The organism is Streptomyces sp. NPDC107559 (assembly GCF_055657365.1).
Genome location: NZ_JBVKBD010000009.1, coordinates 231,287 through 249,778 on the forward strand (window position 1 = coordinate 231,287; position 18,492 = coordinate 249,778).

At 71.8% G+C, this 18,492-nt stretch carries 20 protein-coding genes; 14 read left to right on the forward strand and 6 right to left on the reverse strand.

What is annotated here, in order from left to right:
- Positions 1-42: 42 nt before the first annotated feature.
- A complete protein-coding gene (locus ACZ7OY_RS26270) occupies positions 43-1,446 on the forward strand; it encodes a dipeptidase (RefSeq protein ID WP_471913632.1) in 1,404 nt (467 codons plus the stop codon).
- A 144-nt stretch (positions 1,447-1,590) separates the two neighbouring features.
- Positions 1,591-2,547: an NAD(+) diphosphatase gene (gene nudC / locus ACZ7OY_RS26275; protein ID WP_471913633.1), complete on the forward strand. Its 957-nt coding sequence runs from the start codon at positions 1,591-1,593 to the stop codon at positions 2,545-2,547.
- A gap of 30 nt (positions 2,548-2,577) precedes the next feature.
- Here nudC and ACZ7OY_RS26280 read toward each other — a convergent pair whose 3' ends face one another.
- Both ACZ7OY_RS26280 and ACZ7OY_RS26285 read right to left on the reverse strand, forming a co-directional pair.
- Positions 2,578-2,772 carry a hypothetical protein gene (locus tag ACZ7OY_RS26280; protein ID WP_471913634.1) on the reverse strand — a complete coding sequence of 65 codons (195 nt, stop codon included), beginning with the start codon at positions 2,770-2,772 and terminating at the stop codon, positions 2,578-2,580.
- Between the two features lie 131 nt (positions 2,773-2,903).
- A complete protein-coding gene (locus tag ACZ7OY_RS26285; RefSeq protein WP_152891521.1) occupies positions 2,904-3,161 on the reverse strand; it encodes a glutaredoxin family protein in 258 nt (85 codons plus the stop codon).
- 183 nt (positions 3,162-3,344) lie between these two features.
- Here ACZ7OY_RS26285 and ACZ7OY_RS26290 point away from each other — a divergent pair, with 183 nt between their 5' ends.
- The 5 genes from ACZ7OY_RS26290 (at position 3,345) to ACZ7OY_RS26310 (ending at position 7,261) form a co-directional block, all read left to right on the forward strand.
- Positions 3,345-5,543, forward strand: coding sequence for an ATP-dependent DNA helicase UvrD2 (locus ACZ7OY_RS26290; RefSeq protein ID WP_471913635.1), 2,199 nt, complete (start codon positions 3,345-3,347; stop codon positions 5,541-5,543).
- 168 nt (positions 5,544-5,711) lie between these two features.
- Complete coding sequence (locus ACZ7OY_RS26295; RefSeq protein WP_471913636.1) at positions 5,712-6,035, forward strand: hypothetical protein; 324 nt, start codon at positions 5,712-5,714, stop codon at positions 6,033-6,035.
- Between the two features lie 179 nt (positions 6,036-6,214).
- Positions 6,215-6,592 carry a WhiB family transcriptional regulator gene (locus ACZ7OY_RS26300; protein WP_351607831.1) on the forward strand — a complete coding sequence of 126 codons (378 nt, stop codon included), beginning with the start codon at positions 6,215-6,217 and terminating at the stop codon, positions 6,590-6,592.
- On the forward strand, positions 6,589-6,912 hold the full coding sequence (locus ACZ7OY_RS26305) for a hypothetical protein (RefSeq protein ID WP_384727545.1): 324 nt from the start codon (positions 6,589-6,591) through the stop codon (positions 6,910-6,912). The genes ACZ7OY_RS26300 and ACZ7OY_RS26305 overlap by 4 nt, the downstream gene beginning before the upstream one ends.
- Positions 6,913-7,051: 139 nt before the next feature.
- Complete coding sequence (locus ACZ7OY_RS26310; protein ID WP_471913637.1) at positions 7,052-7,261, forward strand: hypothetical protein; 210 nt, start codon at positions 7,052-7,054, stop codon at positions 7,259-7,261.
- A 21-nt stretch (positions 7,262-7,282) separates the two neighbouring features.
- Here ACZ7OY_RS26310 and ACZ7OY_RS26315 read toward each other — a convergent pair whose 3' ends face one another.
- Both ACZ7OY_RS26315 and ACZ7OY_RS26320 read right to left on the reverse strand, forming a co-directional pair.
- On the reverse strand, positions 7,283-8,644 hold the full coding sequence (locus tag ACZ7OY_RS26315) for an ABC1 kinase family protein (protein WP_471913638.1): 1,362 nt from the start codon (positions 8,642-8,644) through the stop codon (positions 7,283-7,285).
- Positions 8,637-9,887, reverse strand: coding sequence for a TOMM precursor leader peptide-binding protein (locus tag ACZ7OY_RS26320; RefSeq protein WP_471913639.1), 1,251 nt, complete (start codon positions 9,885-9,887; stop codon positions 8,637-8,639). The genes ACZ7OY_RS26315 and ACZ7OY_RS26320 overlap by 8 nt, the downstream gene beginning before the upstream one ends.
- A 259-nt stretch (positions 9,888-10,146) precedes the next feature.
- On the opposite strand from ACZ7OY_RS26320, the gene ACZ7OY_RS26325 reads away from it, so the two are divergent.
- The 4 genes from ACZ7OY_RS26325 to ACZ7OY_RS26340 all read left to right on the forward strand — a co-directional run bounded on the left by ACZ7OY_RS26325 (position 10,147) and on the right by ACZ7OY_RS26340 (position 14,027).
- Positions 10,147-10,743: a M48 metallopeptidase family protein gene (locus tag ACZ7OY_RS26325; protein ID WP_471913640.1), complete on the forward strand. Its 597-nt coding sequence runs from the start codon at positions 10,147-10,149 to the stop codon at positions 10,741-10,743.
- Positions 10,744-10,881: 138 nt separating this feature from the next.
- Positions 10,882-12,561 carry a TerD family protein gene (locus ACZ7OY_RS26330; RefSeq protein WP_471913641.1) on the forward strand — a complete coding sequence of 560 codons (1,680 nt, stop codon included), beginning with the start codon at positions 10,882-10,884 and terminating at the stop codon, positions 12,559-12,561.
- An 11-nt stretch (positions 12,562-12,572) separates the two neighbouring features.
- Positions 12,573-13,253: an AIM24 family protein gene (locus tag ACZ7OY_RS26335; protein WP_351618787.1), complete on the forward strand. Its 681-nt coding sequence runs from the start codon at positions 12,573-12,575 to the stop codon at positions 13,251-13,253.
- 18 nt (positions 13,254-13,271) lie between these two features.
- Complete coding sequence (locus ACZ7OY_RS26340; RefSeq protein WP_471913642.1) at positions 13,272-14,027, forward strand: AIM24 family protein; 756 nt, start codon at positions 13,272-13,274, stop codon at positions 14,025-14,027.
- 50 nt (positions 14,028-14,077) lie between these two features.
- Here ACZ7OY_RS26340 and ACZ7OY_RS26345 read toward each other — a convergent pair whose 3' ends face one another.
- Both ACZ7OY_RS26345 and ACZ7OY_RS26350 read right to left on the reverse strand, forming a co-directional pair.
- Positions 14,078-14,611, reverse strand: coding sequence for an NUDIX hydrolase (locus tag ACZ7OY_RS26345; protein WP_471913643.1), 534 nt, complete (start codon positions 14,609-14,611; stop codon positions 14,078-14,080).
- The gene (locus ACZ7OY_RS26350) at positions 14,608-16,083 is read right to left on the reverse strand and encodes a zinc-dependent metalloprotease (protein ID WP_471913644.1); all 1,476 of its coding nucleotides are present in this window, start codon (positions 16,081-16,083) and stop codon (positions 14,608-14,610) included. The genes ACZ7OY_RS26345 and ACZ7OY_RS26350 overlap by 4 nt, the downstream gene beginning before the upstream one ends.
- Positions 16,084-16,275: 192 nt before the next feature.
- Between ACZ7OY_RS26350 and ACZ7OY_RS26355 the strand changes: the two genes are divergently transcribed.
- The 3 genes from ACZ7OY_RS26355 to ACZ7OY_RS26365 all read left to right on the forward strand — a co-directional run bounded on the left by ACZ7OY_RS26355 (position 16,276) and on the right by ACZ7OY_RS26365 (position 18,398).
- Entirely contained in the window at positions 16,276-17,388 is a 1,113-nt protein-coding gene (locus tag ACZ7OY_RS26355; protein ID WP_351618776.1) for an SDR family oxidoreductase, read from the forward strand.
- A gap of 200 nt (positions 17,389-17,588) precedes the next feature.
- Positions 17,589-18,050: a molybdenum cofactor biosynthesis protein MoaE gene (locus ACZ7OY_RS26360; RefSeq protein WP_471913645.1), complete on the forward strand. Its 462-nt coding sequence runs from the start codon at positions 17,589-17,591 to the stop codon at positions 18,048-18,050.
- Positions 18,051-18,167: 117 nt separating this feature from the next.
- On the forward strand, positions 18,168-18,398 hold the full coding sequence (locus ACZ7OY_RS26365) for a hypothetical protein (RefSeq protein ID WP_471913754.1): 231 nt from the start codon (positions 18,168-18,170) through the stop codon (positions 18,396-18,398).
- Positions 18,399-18,492 lie beyond the last annotated feature (94 nt).

An 18,492-nucleotide genomic window follows, 5' to 3' on the forward strand; every position in this document is an offset into this window, starting at 1 on the left:
CGCCCAGCCGGGATGTCACTGAGTGCCTATAGGCTCGTGAACATGAGCCAGACCCCGGACAGCGCTGTCCGTACGTACATCGAGCAGCACCGCGCCGCCTTCCTCGACGCTCTCACCGAATGGCTGCGTATCCCGTCCGTGTCGGCCCAGCCCGACCACGCGCACGATGTACGGCGCAGCGCCGACTGGCTCGCCGCGAAGCTCCGCGAGACCGGCTTCCCGACCACCGAGGTCTGGGAGACCGCGGGCGCCCCGGCCGTCTACGCCGAGTGGCCCGCCGAGGACCCCGAGGCACCCACCGTCCTGGTCTACGGCCATCACGACGTGCAGCCCGCCGCCCGCGAGGACGGCTGGGACAGCGACCCCTTCGAGCCCGTCGTACGCGACAACCGCCTCTACGCGCGCGGGGCGGCCGACGACAAGGGGCAGGTGTTCTTCCACACACTCGGGGTCCGCGCCCACCTCGCGGCCACCGGCCGGACCGCCCCTGCCGTCCACCTCAAGCTGCTGATCGAGGGCGAGGAGGAGTCCGGCTCCCCGAACTTCCGCGCTCTCGTCGAGGAACGGGCGGACCGGCTGTCCGCCGACGCCGTGATCGTCTCCGACACGGGCATGTGGGCCGAGGACACTCCCACGGTGTGCACCGGTATGCGCGGCCTCGCCGAGTGCGAGATCCGGCTGTACGGACCCGACCAGGACATCCACTCCGGCTCCTTCGGCGGCGCCGTGCCCAACCCGGCCACCGTCGTCGCCCGGCTGGTCGCCGCCCTGCACGACGAGCACGCGCGCGTGGCGGTGCCCGGGTTCTACGACGGCATCGTCGAACTCACCGAGCGCGAGCGGGAGCTCTTCGCCGAGCTGCCCTTCGACGAGAGGCAGTGGCTGCGCACCGCCAAGTCGCACGCCCTGCACGGCGAGGCGGGACACACCACCCTGGAGCGCATCTGGGCCCGCCCCACCGCCGAGGTCAACGGCATCGGCGGCGGCTACCAGGGCCCCGGCAGCAAGACGGTCGTCCCGTCCGCGGCGCTGGTGAAACTGTCGTTCAGGCTGGTCGCGGGCCAGGACCCGGACCACATCGAGAAGGCCGTCCGCGCCTGGGCCGCCGAGCAGGTGCCCGCCGGGATCCGCTGCGAGATCACGTTCGGCGCGGCCACCCGCCCCTGTCTGACCCCGCTGGACCACCCGGCCCTGCAGTCCGTCGTGCGTGCCATGGGCCGCGCCTTCGGCAAGCCCGTCCGCTTCACCCGCGAGGGCGGTTCGGGCCCGGCCGCCGACCTTCAGGAAGTGCTCGGCGCTCCCGTGCTCTTCCTGGGCATCTCCGTCCCCTCGGACGGCTGGCACGCCCCGAACGAGAAGGTCGAACTCGATCTGCTCCTCAAGGGCGTCGAGACCAGCGCGTACCTGTGGGGCGACCTCGCGCAGAACTGGCGCCATGCGCCCTGACCGCCGTGCGCTCTCCGGCAGGGGACCGCGCGAGGGGCACACTGGAGAAACCGCCACGCAGCCGGAAGCCCCGCCGGACCCGGTTATTTTCTGCCGCACGTTCCGCTGAACCACTCGCCGAAACGAACCGTTCCACCGGGGGAGATGGAAGCACCTGTGACCACCTGGACCGACCACACCGCCGACCGACCCATCTCGCTCGCCGCGTCCAGCGGCATCGACCGGGCCGCCCACCACCGACTCGACGAAGCCTGGCTCGCGGCGGCTTGGAGCCACCCCACGACCCGCTGCTTCGTGGTCTCCGGCGGCCAGGTCCTCATCGACGAGACGTCCGACGGGCGCACCGAGATCGTCATGACGCCGTCCTTCGAGGCTCCGCTCACCGAGGCGCACCGCTACTTCCTGGGCACCGACGAGGACGGCGTCAGCTACTTCGCGCTCCAGAAGGACGGCCTGCCCGGCCGTATCGACCAGTCCGCCCGCCCCGCCGGGCTGCGCGAGGCCGGTCTGCTGCTGTCCCCCCGGGACGCGGGCCTCATGGTGCACGCGGTCGGCCTGGAGAACTGGCAGCGCACCCACCGTTTCTGCTCCCGCTGCGGCGAGCGCACGGTCATCGCCGCGGCCGGCCACATCCGCCGCTGCCAGGCGTGCGGTGCCGAGCACTACCCGCGCACCGACCCCGCCGTGATCATGGCGGTCACCGACGAGGACGACCGGATCCTGCTCGGGCGCCAGGTCCACTGGCCCGAGGGCCGCTTCTCGACGCTGGCCGGGTTCGTCGAGCCCGGCGAGTCCATCGAGCAGTCCGTGCGCCGCGAGGTCCACGAGGAGGTCGGCATTCTCGTCGGCCGGGTCGAGTACGTGGCCAGCCAGCCCTGGCCGTTCCCGTCCAGTCTCATGCTGGGCTTCAAGGCGCGCGCCACGTCCACCGAGATCGAGGTCGACGGCGACGAGATCCACGAGGCCCGCTGGTTCTCCCGCGACGAACTGACCGCCGCCTTCGATACCGGCGAGGTGCTGCCCCCGTACGGCATCTCGATCGCGGCCCGCCTGATCGAGCTCTGGTACGGCAAGCCACTGCCGACGCGCAGCTTCGTCTGAACCGGCTCCAGGGAGCAGGGGGCGCCCCTCTCAGGGGAGCAGGGGGCGCCCCTCGATCGCGGCCCGGATGTGTTCGTCCCTGAGCGCGTCCTGGCCGTGCTCGGCGACGAAGGCGCGCACCCGGCCCAGCGGGGTGTCCGGCGGGGGCGGCTCCTCGCTGATCGTGAAGCCGAGCATCTGGGCGGCGAACGCTGCGGCCACGTCCTGCGGGTCGTTCATGTCCATGCCCCGCACGGTAGACGGAGGGTCTGACAACCGGGCGGCGCGCAGGCGTCCGGAGCGGGCGAGAGGCACGCGGAACACACGGAACCCCCGACCGGCCGCGAAGGCGCGTCGGGGGTCGTGTCGTGCGCGGGTCAGGCGCCGAGCGCCTGCTTGACCTGGGCGAGGCTCGGGTTCGTCATGACGACCTCGGTGCCACCCGTGGCGGGCACCACCAGGACGGTCGGGACCGTCTGGTTTCCGCCATTCGCCTTCTCCACGAATGCCGCGGAGTCCGGGTCGTGCTCGATGTTGATCTCGTTGTACGTGATGCCCTCACGGTCCAGCTGGCTCTTCAGCCGCGTGCAGTAGCCGCACCACGTGGTGCTGTACATCGTCACAGTGCCCGGCATGTCTCTCGTGCTCCTTCGGCGTTCGGTGGACGGGTGATCGCAGGGGGTGAACGTACGTGAAGAGGTCACCATTCCCGCTCGGCGGCCGACGAGGACGTGATACCTGCCGCATTGGTACGACTGCGAGGGCCCGCCTGTGGACAACCGGCGCACCCGTCCCGGGCGACCTGGCAGCATGGCCATGTGACACCAGCAACGCACTCCACACTCTTCCCGCAGGTACCGGACTCGGCCGACGCGGTGCTCGACGGGCTCGACCCCGAGCAGCGCGAGGTCGCGACCGCCCTGCACGGACCGGTGTGCGTGCTGGCAGGCGCGGGCACCGGCAAGACCCGGGCCATCACCCACCGCATCGCCTACGGTGTCCGGGCGGGCATCCTCCAGCCCTCCAGCGTGCTCGCCGTCACCTTCACCAACCGGGCCGCCGGAGAGATGCGCGGCCGGCTGCGCCAGCTCGGTGCCGCCGGGGTCCAGGCCCGCACCTTCCACTCCGCCGCCCTGCGTCAGCTCCAGTACTTCTGGCCGAAAGCGATCGGTGGCTCCATGCCCCGGCTGGTCGACCGCAAGGTCCAGCTCGTCGCCGACGCGGCAGCCGCCTGCCGCATCCGTCTGGACCGGGGCGAGCTGCGCGACACCACCGCCGAGATCGAGTGGGCCAAGGTCACCCAGACCGTCCCCGCCGACTACGCGGCGGCCGCTGCCAGGGCCGGCCGCGAGGCGCCCCGCGCCCCCGCCGAGATCGCCCAGCTCTACGCCGCCTACGAGGACCTCAAGCGTGACCGCGGCGTCATCGACTTCGAGGACGTCCTGCTGCTGACCGTCGCCGTCCTCCAGGACCGCCGCGACATCGCCGAGCAGGTCCGGTCCCAGTACCAGCACTTCGTCGTGGACGAGTACCAGGACGTCAGCCCCCTCCAGCAGCGTCTGCTGGAGCTGTGGCTCGGCGACCGCGACAACCTCTGCGTGGTCGGCGACGCCAGCCAGACGATCTACTCCTTCACCGGGGCGACCCCCGACCACCTGCTGGACTTCCGCACCCACCACCCCGGCGCCACCGTCGTGAAACTGGTGCGCGACTACCGCTCCACCCCCCAGGTCGTCCACCTCGCCAACGGCCTGCTCGCCCAGGCCCGCGGCCGCGCCGCCGACCACCGCCTCGAACTGGTCTCCCAGCGCGCCCCCGGACCGGAGCCCCTCTACTCCGAGTACACCGACGAGCCCGCCGAGGCCGAGGGCGCCGCCCGCCGCATCCGCGACCTCATCGGCGCCGGCGTCCCGGCCGGCGAGATCGCCGTCCTCTTCCGCACCAACTCCCAGTCGGAGACGTACGAGCAGGCCCTCGCCGATGCCGGCGTGCCCTACCAGCTGCGCGGCGCCGAGCGGTTCTTCGACCGTCCCGAGGTCCGCAAGGCGGGCGTCGCCCTGCGCGGCGCGGCCCGCTTCGGCGGCAACGACTCCCTCCTCGACGACGCCGTCGACCTGCCGTCCCAGGTGCGTGCCGTGCTGTCCGGCGAGGGCTGGACCGTGCGGCCCCCGGCCGGCTCCGGCGCCGTCCGGGAACGCTGGGAGTCGCTGGCCGCCCTGGTGAACCTCGCCCAGGACTTCGCCGTCGCCAAGCCCGGCGCCACCCTGAGCGACCTCGTCGCCGAGCTCGACGAACGGGCGAACGCCCAGCACGCCCCCACCGTGCAGGGCGTCACCCTCGCCTCCCTGCACTCGGCCAAGGGCCTCGAGTGGGATGTCGTCTTCCTGGTCGGTGTCGCCGAGGGCATGATGCCGATCACCTACGCCAGGACCGACGAGCAGATCGAGGAGGAGCGCCGCCTGCTCTACGTCGGTGTCACCCGCGCCCGCGAGCATCTGCACGTCTCCTGGTCGCTGTCGCGCTCCCCGGGCGGACGGGCCGGCCGCAGGCCCAGCCGGTTCCTCGACGGGCTGCGCCCCGGTTCGGGCAGCACGGCCGGACGTGCCGGGCAGGGCGGCGCAGGCGGCATCGAACGCGGCTTCACCGGCGGGGGACAGACCGCCGTCCCGCGCCGGACGCAGCGCACTCCGGCCCGCTGCCGGGTCTGCGGGCGCACCCTCACCGACGCCGGCGAGATGAAGCTGATGCGCTGTGAGGACTGTCCGTCCGACATGGACGAGGGCCTCTACGAGCGACTGCGCGAGTGGCGTGGGGTGCAGGCGAGCAGCAGCGGACAACCGGCGTTCTGTGTCTTCACGGACAAGACGCTGATGGCGATCGCCGAGGCCGCCCCCGACGAACCGGGCGACCTCGCGCGGATCCCGGGCGTGGGGACCCGCAAGCTCAACCGCTACGGGGCCGATGTCCTGGCCATCTGCGCAGGCCGGGAGCCCGGTGCGGACACCGGCGGGGACTGATGCGAACTCGTCGAAAAAATAGTTTGCGCACGCCCCAGCAATCCCCATAGGTTCTTAGGCACGGGGACGGAGGCCTTCTCGAAGGCCCCGATTCCGTGCTGTACTTACATATCCGTCGGACTGGGCTCACACCCCGGTCCCCCAAGACGCCGAGAGGAGGCGATTCCAGTGATCAGCATCTACACCAGCTCCACCAGCACCGTGAAAATGACCGATCCCTCGGTCGTCTCCGCATGCGTGCTCGGCGTCTCCAACCTGGGCACCGGTGCGTCCGGCATTCGTGTCGAGCGTCCGGCCACCTCGCTGTCCCTCGCGGGACTTCCCGTCCGGGAACGCAGCGAGCGACCGATCGAGGCACTGGAAGCAGCAGTAGTGGCACAGGCCAAGGCCTATGCCTTTACGGCGACCGGTGCCGGAATCCGGAAGCAGACGACGCACCACCACCTGATGTGGGCCTTCCGTGGGCCAGAACCCTGGAGTGATCCAGCCTGATCGTCGATCAGGCCGGCGCCTTCAGGGCCGCGGAACCCCATCCGGGATCCGCGGCCCTTCTGTTTGTCCCCGAACGGGGACGACGGAGCGAAGGGGCCTCGGGACAAGAGAAAAGAACCCGGTACCACGCCGACAGCCGGTTCAACAGAGCCGGACCGACCAGACGAGGAAAACCCGCCGTGCAACTCGAAGCGCACGCCCCGTCCGTACCGCCTTCCGAAGCGATCCCCAAGCCCGGCCTCACGGAGGACCCCACCTTGACCCCGCTCACCCCGCTCACTGCGCTCACCGCGCTCGACGACGCCATCGAGAGCCTCGGCGTGCCCGTCCCCTGCCGCTCCTACGACCCGGAGGTCTTCTTCGCCGAGTCCCCGGCGGACGTGGAGTACGCCAAGTCCCTGTGCCGCACCTGCCCGCTGATCGAGGCCTGCCTCGCCGGCGCCCAGGAGCGGCGTGAGCCCTGGGGCGTCTGGGGCGGCGAGCTGTTCGTCCAGGGTGTCGTCGTCGCCCGGAAGCGGCCGCGTGGCCGCCCGCGCAAGAACCCGGTCACGGCATGAACATCGCAGGAACCATCGACCGTCCCCTCACGAACGACCCCCAGAAGCAGGCCCCGATGAAGACGTCCGCCAGCGAGCCCACCGGCTCCGCGACTCCAGACTTCACCACCAGCGGCGCGACCGGCTCGCGTCAGAACAGGACCCGAGAGATGCAACTCATCCCAGAAGCCTTGGCTCGTGCGCATATGCACGACCGCCTGCACGAGGCGGAGCAGGAACGCCGGGCCATGCGCCTGGTGACCGCCCGCCGGATGCAGCGCAGGGCCGAGCGCGCCTCGATGCGCGCCCGCCGTGCGCTCGCCATGGCGGTCATGCAGTGACCACCGACCACATCTGAGGACCAGGCACCCCGGCACCCGGGGAGCCTGGTCCCGGGCGGGGGCCGGTCCGTGGGAACGGACCGGCCCCCGCGGTGCGTTGTGAGCCTTGATCCACCGGCCCCGGGGATATCGTCGAAGAGTGACGAGTCTTCCCGGAGGCAGTGACGACCGCGACTCCGAGCCGGAGTCGCGCCCCCTCGAATGCACCCGCTGCGGCAGACGGGCCGAGGGCCCGCGGCCCACCTGGACCTGCTCCGTGGAGAACGGCCGCCGGCGGTACTTCTGCGACACCTGCTCCCGCGACAACCTCAGAGCGATCGAGGGGCGGCTGGACTCCGCCTGGTGGTGACGGAGCGCGTCGCCCCCGGACTCAGGCCTCCGCGGCCGACTCCTCGGCCTCCGCCAGGTCCGGCAGGAATCCCGGGAGCCACTCCTCCAGTTCCCCGCGCAGACGCACGGTCGAGCCCAGTTGGCACAGGACACCGATGGTGCTCAGGGTCACCCGGTGTATCAGCAGATAGGACGGGGGAAGGTTGAGCCGCTTGCCGAGCTGGTAGGCGGGCGAGCGGGGGTCGGCGACGCGGGCCGCCTGGCCGCGCATCCAGCCGCGGGTGAAGGTGAACGCCTCGATCCGGGCCGGCTCGATGATGGGCAGGAGATAGTCGAGGACCGCGTCGGGGTCCAGCTCCATGGAGTCCTTGACGAACCCTTCCGCGCACAGGAGTTCGTACACGGCGTCGGCCCGGCCTTCGAGGGTCATCCGCAGCGAGTGGCCGATGGGTGTCGGCAGTCCGCCCGGGAGCCGGTCGACCGTGCCGAAGTCCAGTACGCCCAGACGCCAGTCGTCGTCGGAGTCGCCGGGCAGCAGACGGAAGTTCCCCGGGTGCGGGTCGGCGTGCAGCAGCCCGGTGCGGGCCGGCCCGGAGAAGAGGAAGCGGGCCAGCAGCTGCCCGGCGCGGTCCCGCTGGGCCCGGGTGCCGTCGGCGATCACCTCGGACAGCGGGACACCGTCGATCCACTCGGAGACCAGGACCTGGTCGCTCTGGTGGACCACGGCCGGTACCACCACGTCCGGGTCGTTCGCGAACTCCTGCGCGTGCACCCGCTGGGCCTGCGCCTCCAGCTCGTAGTCGAGCTCCTCGGAGACCCGGTCCCGGAGCTCGGCGATCAGCGGCTTGATGTCCATCCCCGGAATGAGAGGTCCCAACAAGCGGGCGAACCTGCTGAGTTGATTCAGGTCGGAGAGCAGGGCCTCGCCCGCTCCGGGGTACTGCACCTTGACCGCGACCTCGCGGCCGTCGTGCCACACCGCCCGGTGCACCTGGCCGATGGAGGCCGCCGCGGACGGCTTGTCCTCGAACTCCCTGAACAGACTGGGCCAGTCCTCCCCGAGCCGCTCCCGCAGCACGGTGTGCATGGTCCGCGTGGGCATCGGTGGTGCCGCCTCCTGAAGCTTGGTCAGCGCGGCCCGGTAGGGGCCGGCGACCTCCTCGGGCAGCGCCGACTCGAAGACGGACAGGGCCTGCCCGAACTTCATCGCCCCGCCTTTCAGCTCACCGAGAACCTTGAACAGCTGCTCCGCCGTGCGCTGTTGGAGCTCGCGGCCGACGAGCTCGGCGGACTCGCCCACGATCCTTTTCCCGAGCCCCCACGTGGCTCTCCCGGCGAAGCCGAGCGGGAGCGCGGCGAGCTTGGCGGTCCGGGTGACCGCCTTGCGGGGAAGATCAGACATGCGCCCTCCAAGTCCCAGCCGGTCGCGGTGTGCCTGCGGTACGGCATGGCTTCGTCGGCGACCGTAGCCCGGCCATTGTCTCGCGCGACTCCCCGTCCATGGAGGTGTGTTCTCCCTTACCTTTCTCCGCCGCCCCGCACGGACAGGCGGGATGCGCCCGGACCGGCCGTGCAAGCCACTGGAGCGTGGGCAGCGAAGTCTCCCAGCGGGTCCCCGCGGTGGAGGGGAGCCCGCCGTCCAGGAACGCCAGTGCGTGCGCCGCCGCCAGTCCGGCGACGGTCGTGGCCAGCGTCAGGTCGCACGCGCGTACAGGGCGCGGCCTTCCGGACTGCCACTGGGCCACCAGGCGGGGCCAGACCGGATCCCGTTCCCGGCGCCCCTCGTGCAGACAGCCGGCGCAGCCCGTCTCACCGGGCAGGACCAAGGGGCCCACGACACCGGTCGCCTCCACGACTCCGGCGTGCAGATGGGGTGTGCCGGAGGCGATGAGGGGTTCGGCGACGGACGGGGCGGGGGCGTGGACGGCCACGTCGTCCCGCGGTGCGAGGACCACCAGGGAGAACCCCGGCTCGCCCGCGCCCCCGGGAGCGACCGCGGCCCCGCGCGGCTGCCCGCCCCCGGGTGCGCCGACGGCACGCCGGGGTGGGCGTTCCGGGGCGGCCCGGCGGGCGGCGCGACGGGCCGCCGCGTCCCGGCGCTCCCCGACGGCCTCGGCGGGCAGCCCGCCCGGTGACACGTCGCCCGGCTCGACGCGGCCGTCGTCGCGTACGTCGACCTCGCCGACGCCCGCGCCCGAGAGCAGCGCAGCCAGCAGGGCGCCGACCCGCCCGGCGCCCCTGACCTGGACCCGCAGGCTACGGCGGGCGGCCAGCCGGTCCATCGCGTCGCCCGGCCCGGAGGTCGTCAGGGACAGCGAGGCCAGATCGGGGCCCAGCCGGGCCAGGGCCTCCTTCCTGCCCCGCAACGCCTCGGCGGGCGGCCCGCCGCCTCTGGCGTCGTCGAGGAGTCCGGCCCGTGCCAGCCGGGTGACCAGCGTGTCGACATGCCCGTCGGGCATGTCCATACGGCGGCCCTCCTGGCGAAGCAGCGCGAGGCCGCGGGTGCCGTTGAGCAGATCGAGGAAGCTGCCGGTCGCCGTGTCCACGGGGCCGAGCGTCAGCGCGTGCGCGGGAGTCATCCCGAACTGCACGGTGTTGAGGTCGCGCCAGCCGCGCCGCAGCGCGGGTTTCACCATCGGATGCATGACAGGCCCCCGTAGCCGAGATGAAGTCGCAGGAACGAGAGGGACGTCACGGAACGTTATGGATCGTCCCTCTTGGCCGGTGGAGTCCGGTCCATGCTCCGCCGGCGAATGCCAGGATGCCCGGCCCGGCCGGACGGTGCCGAAAGTTGTCCACAGGCAGGGGATGTTCGTCGTATGAATCGGACGCTTGGCGGGAGATCGGAAACCCGACCGTCCCGGAGTCGGGACTTCCCCCATGTGCAGCGGGTAACGTCGGGGCGTGCCCGCCGACCCACTGCACAGTGCCGGAACTCCACAGCGCAGCACGACGAACCAGCCGCCGAGCGGCTCGGTGGCGAGCGCGATCGAGGTGCGCAGGAGCTCCCGTCGCCGCAGGACGGTCTCCGCCTACCGCGAGGGCGATCGCACCGTCGTACTCATCCCCGCCCGGATGTCCGAGGCGGAGGAGCAGCGCTGGGTGACCGTCATGCTCGACAAGCTCGCGGCCCAGGAGAGCAAGCGGGTGCTCGGTGACGCCGAACTGGCCGAGCGCGCCGAACGGCTGTCGGACCAGTACTTCGGCGGACGCGCCCGGCCCGCCTCGGTGCGCTGGGTCACCAACCAGAACACGCGCTGGGGCTCGTGCACCCCGGCCGAGGGCAGCATCCGGCTGTCGCACCGGCTCCAGGGCATGCCCGAGTACGTCCTCGACTACGTGCTCCTGCACGAGCTGGCGCATCTGCTCGTGCCCGGTCACGGGCCGCGCTTCTGGCGACTGCTGGAGGCGTACCCGCGCACCGAGCGGGCGCGGGGCTATCTGGAAGGAGTGGTCGCCGCCGACCGGCTGCCCCATTTGCCCGGTGCGCGCAGTGAGTGACGCCGCGCCGCGGCGGCGCGTCCGTCGGGGCTGAGCACTGGTTGTGTACCGGGACGGTACCGACCGCCCGCGTTGTCGGAGTTTGCGGTTAGCCTGGCGCGACGCACTCGCATTCGGGATGGGGGACGGTCGTTACGCATGGCCAGGGAATTCCAACGCGGCCACAAGGCCAAGATCAGTGACCTCACGGCAGGCACGGATCTGTACGTAGGCGTGCAGATCACCGGCCCGGGACTGGGCTTCGACATCAGCTGCTTCGGCCTCGACGCGGACGAACGGCTCTCGGACGACCGGTACTTCATCTTCTTCAACCAGCCGAAGTCCCCCGAGGAGGCCATTCAGCTCCTGGGCGCGCAGGCGGGCGACACGGAGTCCTTCCGGGTCACGCTCGACCGGATCCCGGCGCAGATCCAGAAGCTGTCCTTCACGGCCACCGTCGACGGCGCCGGGCAGATGTCGCAGGTCGGCCCCGGCTACATCCGGATCGTCGCCGGCGGCGAGGAGGTGGCGCGGTACTCCTTCAGCGGCTCCGAGTTCTCCACCGAGCGCGCCGTGATGCTGGGCGACTTCTACCTGAAGGACGTCTGGCGGTTCGCGGCCGTGGGGCAGGGCTTCGACGGCGGCCTGGAGGCGCTGCTGAAGAACTTCGGCGGTGAGGTCATGCAGGAGGAGGCGCCCGCGGCGCCGCAGCAGGCCCAGCAGCCGCAGACCGGTGCCGCTCCGGGCTTCGCCCCGCCCGCGTTCGGTGCTCCCGCGGCTCCCGCGGCCCCCGCGCCGGCCCCGCAGCCCTCTCCGACCGTCGCGCAGGGCTTCCCGCCGCCGCCCGGCGCCACCCCGCCGCACCCGGCGCCCGCACCCTCGGTGCACGGCGCGCCGACCCTCATCGCGCCGCTGGCCCCGCCCGGCGGCGGCACCGTACCGCCCCCGTCGCCCGCGCCGGCCCCCTACGGCCAGCCGCCGCAGCCGTCGTACGGGCAGCAGGCCCCGAGCGCGCCCATGCCTCCCGGCTACGCGCAGCCGCACGCCCCGCAGGGTCCGCCGCCCGGCTACGGGCAGCCGCCCGCGCCCCCCGGGTACGGCCAGCAGCCGCCGTTCGGACAGGTCCCGGGCCAGCAGGCAGCCCCCTACGGGATGCCGCAGGGCGCGCCCCAGGGCGGCGCCGGCGTGACGTCCGCGCTCCAGCAGTTCAAGGAGACGCCCACCGGGCAGCGCTGGACCCAGCAGAACAAGAAGCTCATCCGCGTCGACCTCGGTGTCGGCGGCCAGCCCGTGCTGGCGCGCCAGGGCAGCATGGTGCTCTACCAGGGCAAGGTCGACTTCAGCTACAAGGGCGCCGGGTTCGCCGGCCGGATCGTGGGCAACGCGACCGGTCAGGAGATGCAGCTGATGCGCTGCACCGGCCAGGGACAGGTGTTTCTCGCCGAGAGCGCCACCCATCTGCACCCGGTCGAGCTCCAGGGCGACGCGATCTGCGTCTCCGCCGAGAACGTCCTCGCCTTCGACGAGAGCCTCCAGTACGAGGTCCGCCGCATCGAGGGACACGGCATCCCCGGCGGAGCCCTGTTCACGATGCAGTTCCAGGGCACCGGCACGATCGTCGTCAAGACGCACGGCACGCCCGTCGTGCTGCCCGTCACCCCCACCACGTTCGCCGACTGCAACGCGGTGGTCGCCTGGTCGGCGGCCTCCCAGGTGATCGTCTCCAGCCAGGTCCGGATGCGCCGCAACGCCTACCCGGGCGACACCGGTGAGAGCGTCAACCTCCAGTTCCGGGGTGCTCCCGGCAACTTCATCGTCGTCCAGCCGTACGAGGTCTGAGGGAGCCCGTCATGAACCAGCCGCTCGCGGGCTATGCCCCCGCACCCGTCACGGCCCGCATGGAGAACCACGGCAACCACATGCTGAAGGTCGCCATGCAGACCGGGAACGACCTTCTCGCGCGCGTGGGGTCGATGGTCGCCTACGAAGGCTTCGTCCAGTACGAGCCCAACCCGCCGGCCGTGCGCCAGATCGCCCGCGACTGGATGACCGGCGAGGGCGCGCCCTTGATGAAGGCCTCCGGCGACGGACTGCTCTACCTCGCCGACTACGGCGCGGACGTCGTCGTGATCAACCTCAACGGCGACGGCATCTCCGTCAACGCCACCAACCTGCTCGCCTTCGACGCCCATCTGACGTGGGGCGTCGAACGGGTGAAGGGGCTGGCGAAGTTCGCCGGGCAGGGCCTGTGGAACACCAAGATCTCCGGGCAGGGCTGGGTCGCGCTGACCTCCCGGGGCAAGCCGATCGTCGTGGACTGCGGCGGCGGCGAGGACGAGACGTACGTCGACCCCGACGCGCTCGTCGCCTGGTCCCCGAACCTCAAGGTGAAGGGCAAGCGCAGCTTCAAGGCGCAGTCACTGATCGGCCGCGGTAGCGGCGAGGCGTACCAGATGGCCTTCTCCGGCCAGGGCATCGTCGTCGTCCAGCCCAGCGAGGACAGCACCGACCGCCTGCGGTTCCGGGGCTGAGGGGGAGCCAGAGTCACCATGCAGAGCCCGCTTTTCGCCTTCAACGACCAGCAGACCCAGGAACGCTGGAGCCTGCAGAGCAAGCAGATGCTGCGTGTCGTCCTGGAGGGCCACGACGACATCCTGGCCCGCAAGGGCACGATGGTCGCCTACCAGGGACTCGTCGAGTTCGACGCCGAGTACCAGAGCAACCACCAGTCACGCTCGCGCGCCTACACCGGTGAGGGCCTGGACCTGATGCGCTGCCACGGGCAGGGCACGGTGTTCTTCGCCAACCTCGCCCAGCACGTCCACCTGGTGGATGTGGAGCAGGACGGGCTGACCGTCGACAGCAGCTATGTGCTCGCGATGGACTCGTCGCTGCACCACGAGGTCATCGCCGTGGACAGCCTGTACGGCATCTCCGGCTCGGGGAAGTACCAGCTCAACATCACGGGCCGCGGCAAGGTCGCCCTGATGACCTCGGGCGCGCCGCTGATGATGCAGGTCACCCCCGACAAGTACGTCAACTGTGACGCCGACGCGATCGTCGCCTGGTCGACCGGTCTGCGGGTGCAGATGCAGGCCCAGACGCATTCGTCCGGGGTGTGGCGGCGCCGGGGCAGCACCGGCGAGGGCTGGGAGCTCAGCTTCATGGGCACCGGCTTCGCGCTGGTCCAGCCGAGTGAGCTGCTGCCGCCGCAGAACGCCCAGATCGGGCAGGGCCTGGCCGCCCAGTTCGGCATGGGACAGCACGGCGCGCGGGCCCAGAACCAGGGCAACGTCTGGAGCTGACCGCAGGTGTGAACGAGGGGTGACCGCGACGCCGGTCACCCCTCGGCCGTTCACAGCCGGGCGCGGGTCGCCTCCAGCAGCCGTACGACGGAGTCGTCCGCCACGTCCGCCACCTCGTCGTAGGCGAACCAGCGCACGTCGAGCGACTCGTCGCTGATCGCGGCCTGCGCGCCCGGGGGCGCCACGACCGCGTACTGGACGTCGAAGTGCCAGTGACACGGCGCCGGGATCGGGTGCTTGTCCAGCCGCACGGGCCCGCCCGCGAGCAGCGTCAGCCCGGCGATGCCCGACTCCTCGGCCGCCTCACGCAGTGCCGCGTCCGCCAGGGTGGCATCACCCGGCTCGCAGTGACCGCCCGTCTGGAGCCACATGCGCAGTTTCCTGTGCAGGGTCAGCAGGACCCGGCCGTGCTCGGGGTCGATCACCAGGGCGCTGGCGGTGACATGGCCCGCGTGACAGGCCTTCCACACGCCGTCCGGGTGCGCCGCCAGATGGTCCAGGTAGACCGCGCGCAGCGCTTCCTGGCCCTCGTCCCGGCCCGTGTGATCCTTCAGGACCAGGACCGCGTTCTCGTACAGGCTCACTCGGTGCCGTCGCCCTCGGTTCCGTCGCTCCCGGCCTCGCCGCCCTTGGTGTCGCCGTCCTCCGCCGCGCGGTCCTTCCTCAGGTCGGGCCTGTCACCCGAGCGGCCGCTCGCCGCCTCGCCCAGCATCTTGTCCAGCTCGGAGAAGTCCAGGTGCTCGCGGTGCACGAAGCCGTCCGGGTCGTCCAGGTCGGTGGCCGTCGGCAGCATGTCCGGGTGCGCCCACAGGGCGTCACGGCCGTCGACGCCCCGCGCGTCCGTCAGGGACGCCCACAGCCGGGAGGCGTCGCGCAGCCGGCGCGGACGCAGTTCGAGGCCGATCAGCGTGGCGAACGTCTGTTCGGCCGGACCGCCGGTGGCACGACGGCGGCGCAGAGTCTCGCGCAGCGCGTCGGCGGACGTCAGACGCGGCTTCGCGGCCGCGTGGACCACCGCGTCCACCCAGCCCTCCACGAGCGCCAGAGCCGTCTCCAGACGGGCCAGGGCGGCCTTCTGCTCGGGCGTGTCCTCGGGCTGGAACATGCCCTGCTGAAGGGCGTCCTGAAGCTGCTCCGGGTTCTGCGGGTCGAACTGGCCGACCACGTCCTCCAGCTTGGCCGTGTCGACCTTGATCCCGCGCGCGTACCCGTCGACCGCGCCGAACAGGTGCGAGCGCAGCCACGGCACGTGGGCGAACAGACGCTGGTGGGCGGCCTCGCGCAGGGCGAGGTACAGCCGCACCTCCTCCTTCGGCACGCCCAGGTCCTTGCCGAACGACTCGATGTTCACCGGCAGCAGCGCGGCCTTGCCGGCCGGGCTGAGCGGCAGACCGATGTCGGACGAACCGACGACCTCGCCCGCGAGCACGCCGACGGCCTGCCCGATCTGGGTGCCGAACATGGCACCGCCCATCGAGCGCATCATGCCGATCAGCGGGCCGGCCATGGCCTGCATCTCCTCCGGCAGGACATCGCCCATGGCCGTGCCGACGCGCTCGGCCACCGGGTCGACGAGCTCCTGCCACGCGGGCAGGGTCGCCTCGACCCACTCCGCGCGCGACCACGCCACGGCGGAGGCGGCGCCGGAGGGCAGGGACGTGGCGTCGTCCAGCCACAGGTCGGCCAGGCGTACGGCCTCCTCGACCGCGGTCCGCTCCGAGGGACCGACACTCGCGTCCTTGACGCCGTCGGCGGTGCCCTGGGCGACCGTCTGCCGGGCGATCTGCTTGGCCATGTCCCAGTTCACCGGGCCGCCCTCGTACGAGAGCATCTGGCCCAGCTGCTGGAACGCGGCGCCCAGGTCGTTGGGACTCAGCGAACCGAACATGGCAGCGAGCGGATTGTCCGCACCGGGGCCGCCAGGGCCACCGGGCCCGAAGCCGAACGGGTTGGCCGGTCCCTGACCACCACCGCTCTGCTGGTCCTTCTTCTTGCCCTCGTCGCCGTTCTCCGGCTCCTCCGGCGGAAGGCCGAATCCGAATGGGGTGTCACTCACGGGATTCCTCGGCTGGTAAGGCCACCGGTTCTTTCCGGCGGCACGACTGCCCGACAACACCACCCAGCCTAGACACCGCGGACGGATCGGGCCTCGGTGCTTCGCCGACGGAGGGCCTGCGGCAGGATGGATGCCACCTGGTACGTACGCGTCGCTCGCGCCCGTACAGAAGACAACCGCTGGAGACACCTGGTGAGTTCCCCAGATCCGCAGGTTCGCGCAGCGCGAAACCACTCGGGCCCGCCCACCGCCCGCGGGCCCGTCGTCGCCGTCACCGGCGCCGCGTCCGGTGTGGGCGCGCTGCTGACCGCGCGGCTTGCCGCGTCGGAGGAGATCAAGCAGGTCATCGCGATCGACGAGCGCCGGGGGGAGTGTGCCCAGGCGCAGTGGCAGATCCTCGACGTGCGGGACCCTGCGATCGCGGACAAGCTGCGCGGCGCCGACGCCGTGGTGCACCTGGCCCTCGACCTGGATCTGGGCAGCGACGCGGCCGCGCGCACCGCCTACAACGTCCGGGGGACGCAGACCGTGCTGACCGCGGCCGCGGCGGCCGGCGTGCACCGCGTGGTGCTGTGCACGTCCGCGATGGTCTACGGGGCGCTGCCGGACAACGAGCTGCCGCTGTCGGAGGACGCCGAGCTGCGCGCGACCGCCGAGGCCACGGGGGTCGGCGACCTGCTGGAGATCGAACGGCTCGCCCGGCGCGCACCGCGCGCGCATCCGGGGCTCAACGTCACGGTGGTGCGGCCCGCGGTACTCGTCGGCGAGACGGACACCGCGCTGACCAGGTACTTCGAGTCGCCTCGGCTGCTCGTCGTCGCCGGGTCGCGGCCCGCGTGGCAGTTCTGCCACGTCGAGGACCTGTGCAGCGCGCTGGAGTACGCCGTCCTGGAGAAGGTCGACGGGGAGCTCGCCGTGGGCTGCGACGGATGGCTGGAACAGGAGGAGGTCGAGGAGCTGAGCGGGATCCGGCGGATGGAGCTGCCGTCGGCGGTCGCGCTCGGCGCGGCGGCCCGGCTGCACCGGATCGGGCTCACCCCGTCCCCGGCGGGGGACCTCGCCTACACGATGTACCCCTGGGTGGTCAGCGGGAGCCGTCTGCACGACGCGGGCTGGCGGCCGCGATGGACCAACGAGGAGGTGCTCGCGGAGCTGCTGGAGGAGGTCTCCGGGAGGCACACGGTGGCCGGGCGGCGGCTGGGCCGCAAGGACGCCACGGCCGCGGGCGCGGCGGGCGCGACGGTCGCGCTGCTCGGCGCGGCGGCCGTCGTGCGGCGGGCCCGCAAGGCGCGGCGGCGGATCTGACGACCCGCGGGTCGACGTTCGGCCGTTCGGGGTCCGTGGGCCGCGATGCATGTCCGCGCGTGGGCCGCGATCCGTGTCCGCGCGTGGTCCGCGATCCGTGGTCCGATCCGGGGGCCACGGACCCGTGGCGAGGCGGCGCGCGGGCCGGGCGGTCCGAAGCGCTGTTCCCCGTGGTCCCGGGCGTGCGGCACGATGGGGGTATGGCAGCCACGAACGATCATCCGGGTGAGCGGGCGGCGCAGGACCCCGTCAAGCTGATCGCCGTCCGCGACACCGCGCTCAGCCTGGACGAGGTCTTCCGGGCCGTCGGGGACGACGCCGCGGGCGGGACCGCGCTGTTCGTGGGGACCGTGCGCAACCACGACGGCGGCAGCGACGTCGACGGGCTCGGGTACTCGTGCCACCCCAGTGCCGAGGCCGAGATGCGGCGGATCGCGGAGAAGGTCGTCGCCGAGTACCCCGTACGGGCGCTGGCCGCGGTGCACCGGGTCGGGGACCTGACTATCGGTGACCTCGCCGTCGTCGTCGCCGTCTCCTGCCCGCACCGGGGCGAGGCGTTCGAGGCCTGCCGGAAGCTGATCGACGATCTCAAGCACGAGGTGCCGATCTGGAAGCACCAGAGGTTCTCCGACGGCACCGAGGAATGGGTCGGCGCCTGCTGAATTTCGTATCACCCGTCCGGTTGCGTAACCCGACCCCTGGCGTGAGCGTTGTCAGTGCGAATGGTTAATCTGCTGATCAGTCAGTTGCGATCGCTCGATAGGGGTTGGGAGGTCGGCATGGGGGCACTCGCCTGGTTGCTGATTCCGCTTGTGGCTGCGGTCGGAGCCGGCCTATGGGGCACCTGGGCCAACCGGACGAGAAAGGCCCGCGGCGACGGTCCTGAACTGGACGGTTATGCCCGATTCCGGGCCGCGATGGAGAAGTCGCACACCGGCGTGCCGGAGAAGGCGCACGCCGGCGCGGTGGACGCGGTGGACGCGATGGAGAAGACGCCCAGCGGTACCTGACAGTGACGGTCGGCGGTACCTGAGGGTGGCGCCCGGCGGTACCTGACAGGGTGGCCCTGACGGTGCGCTGACAGACGCGTCCCGTACTGTCGAC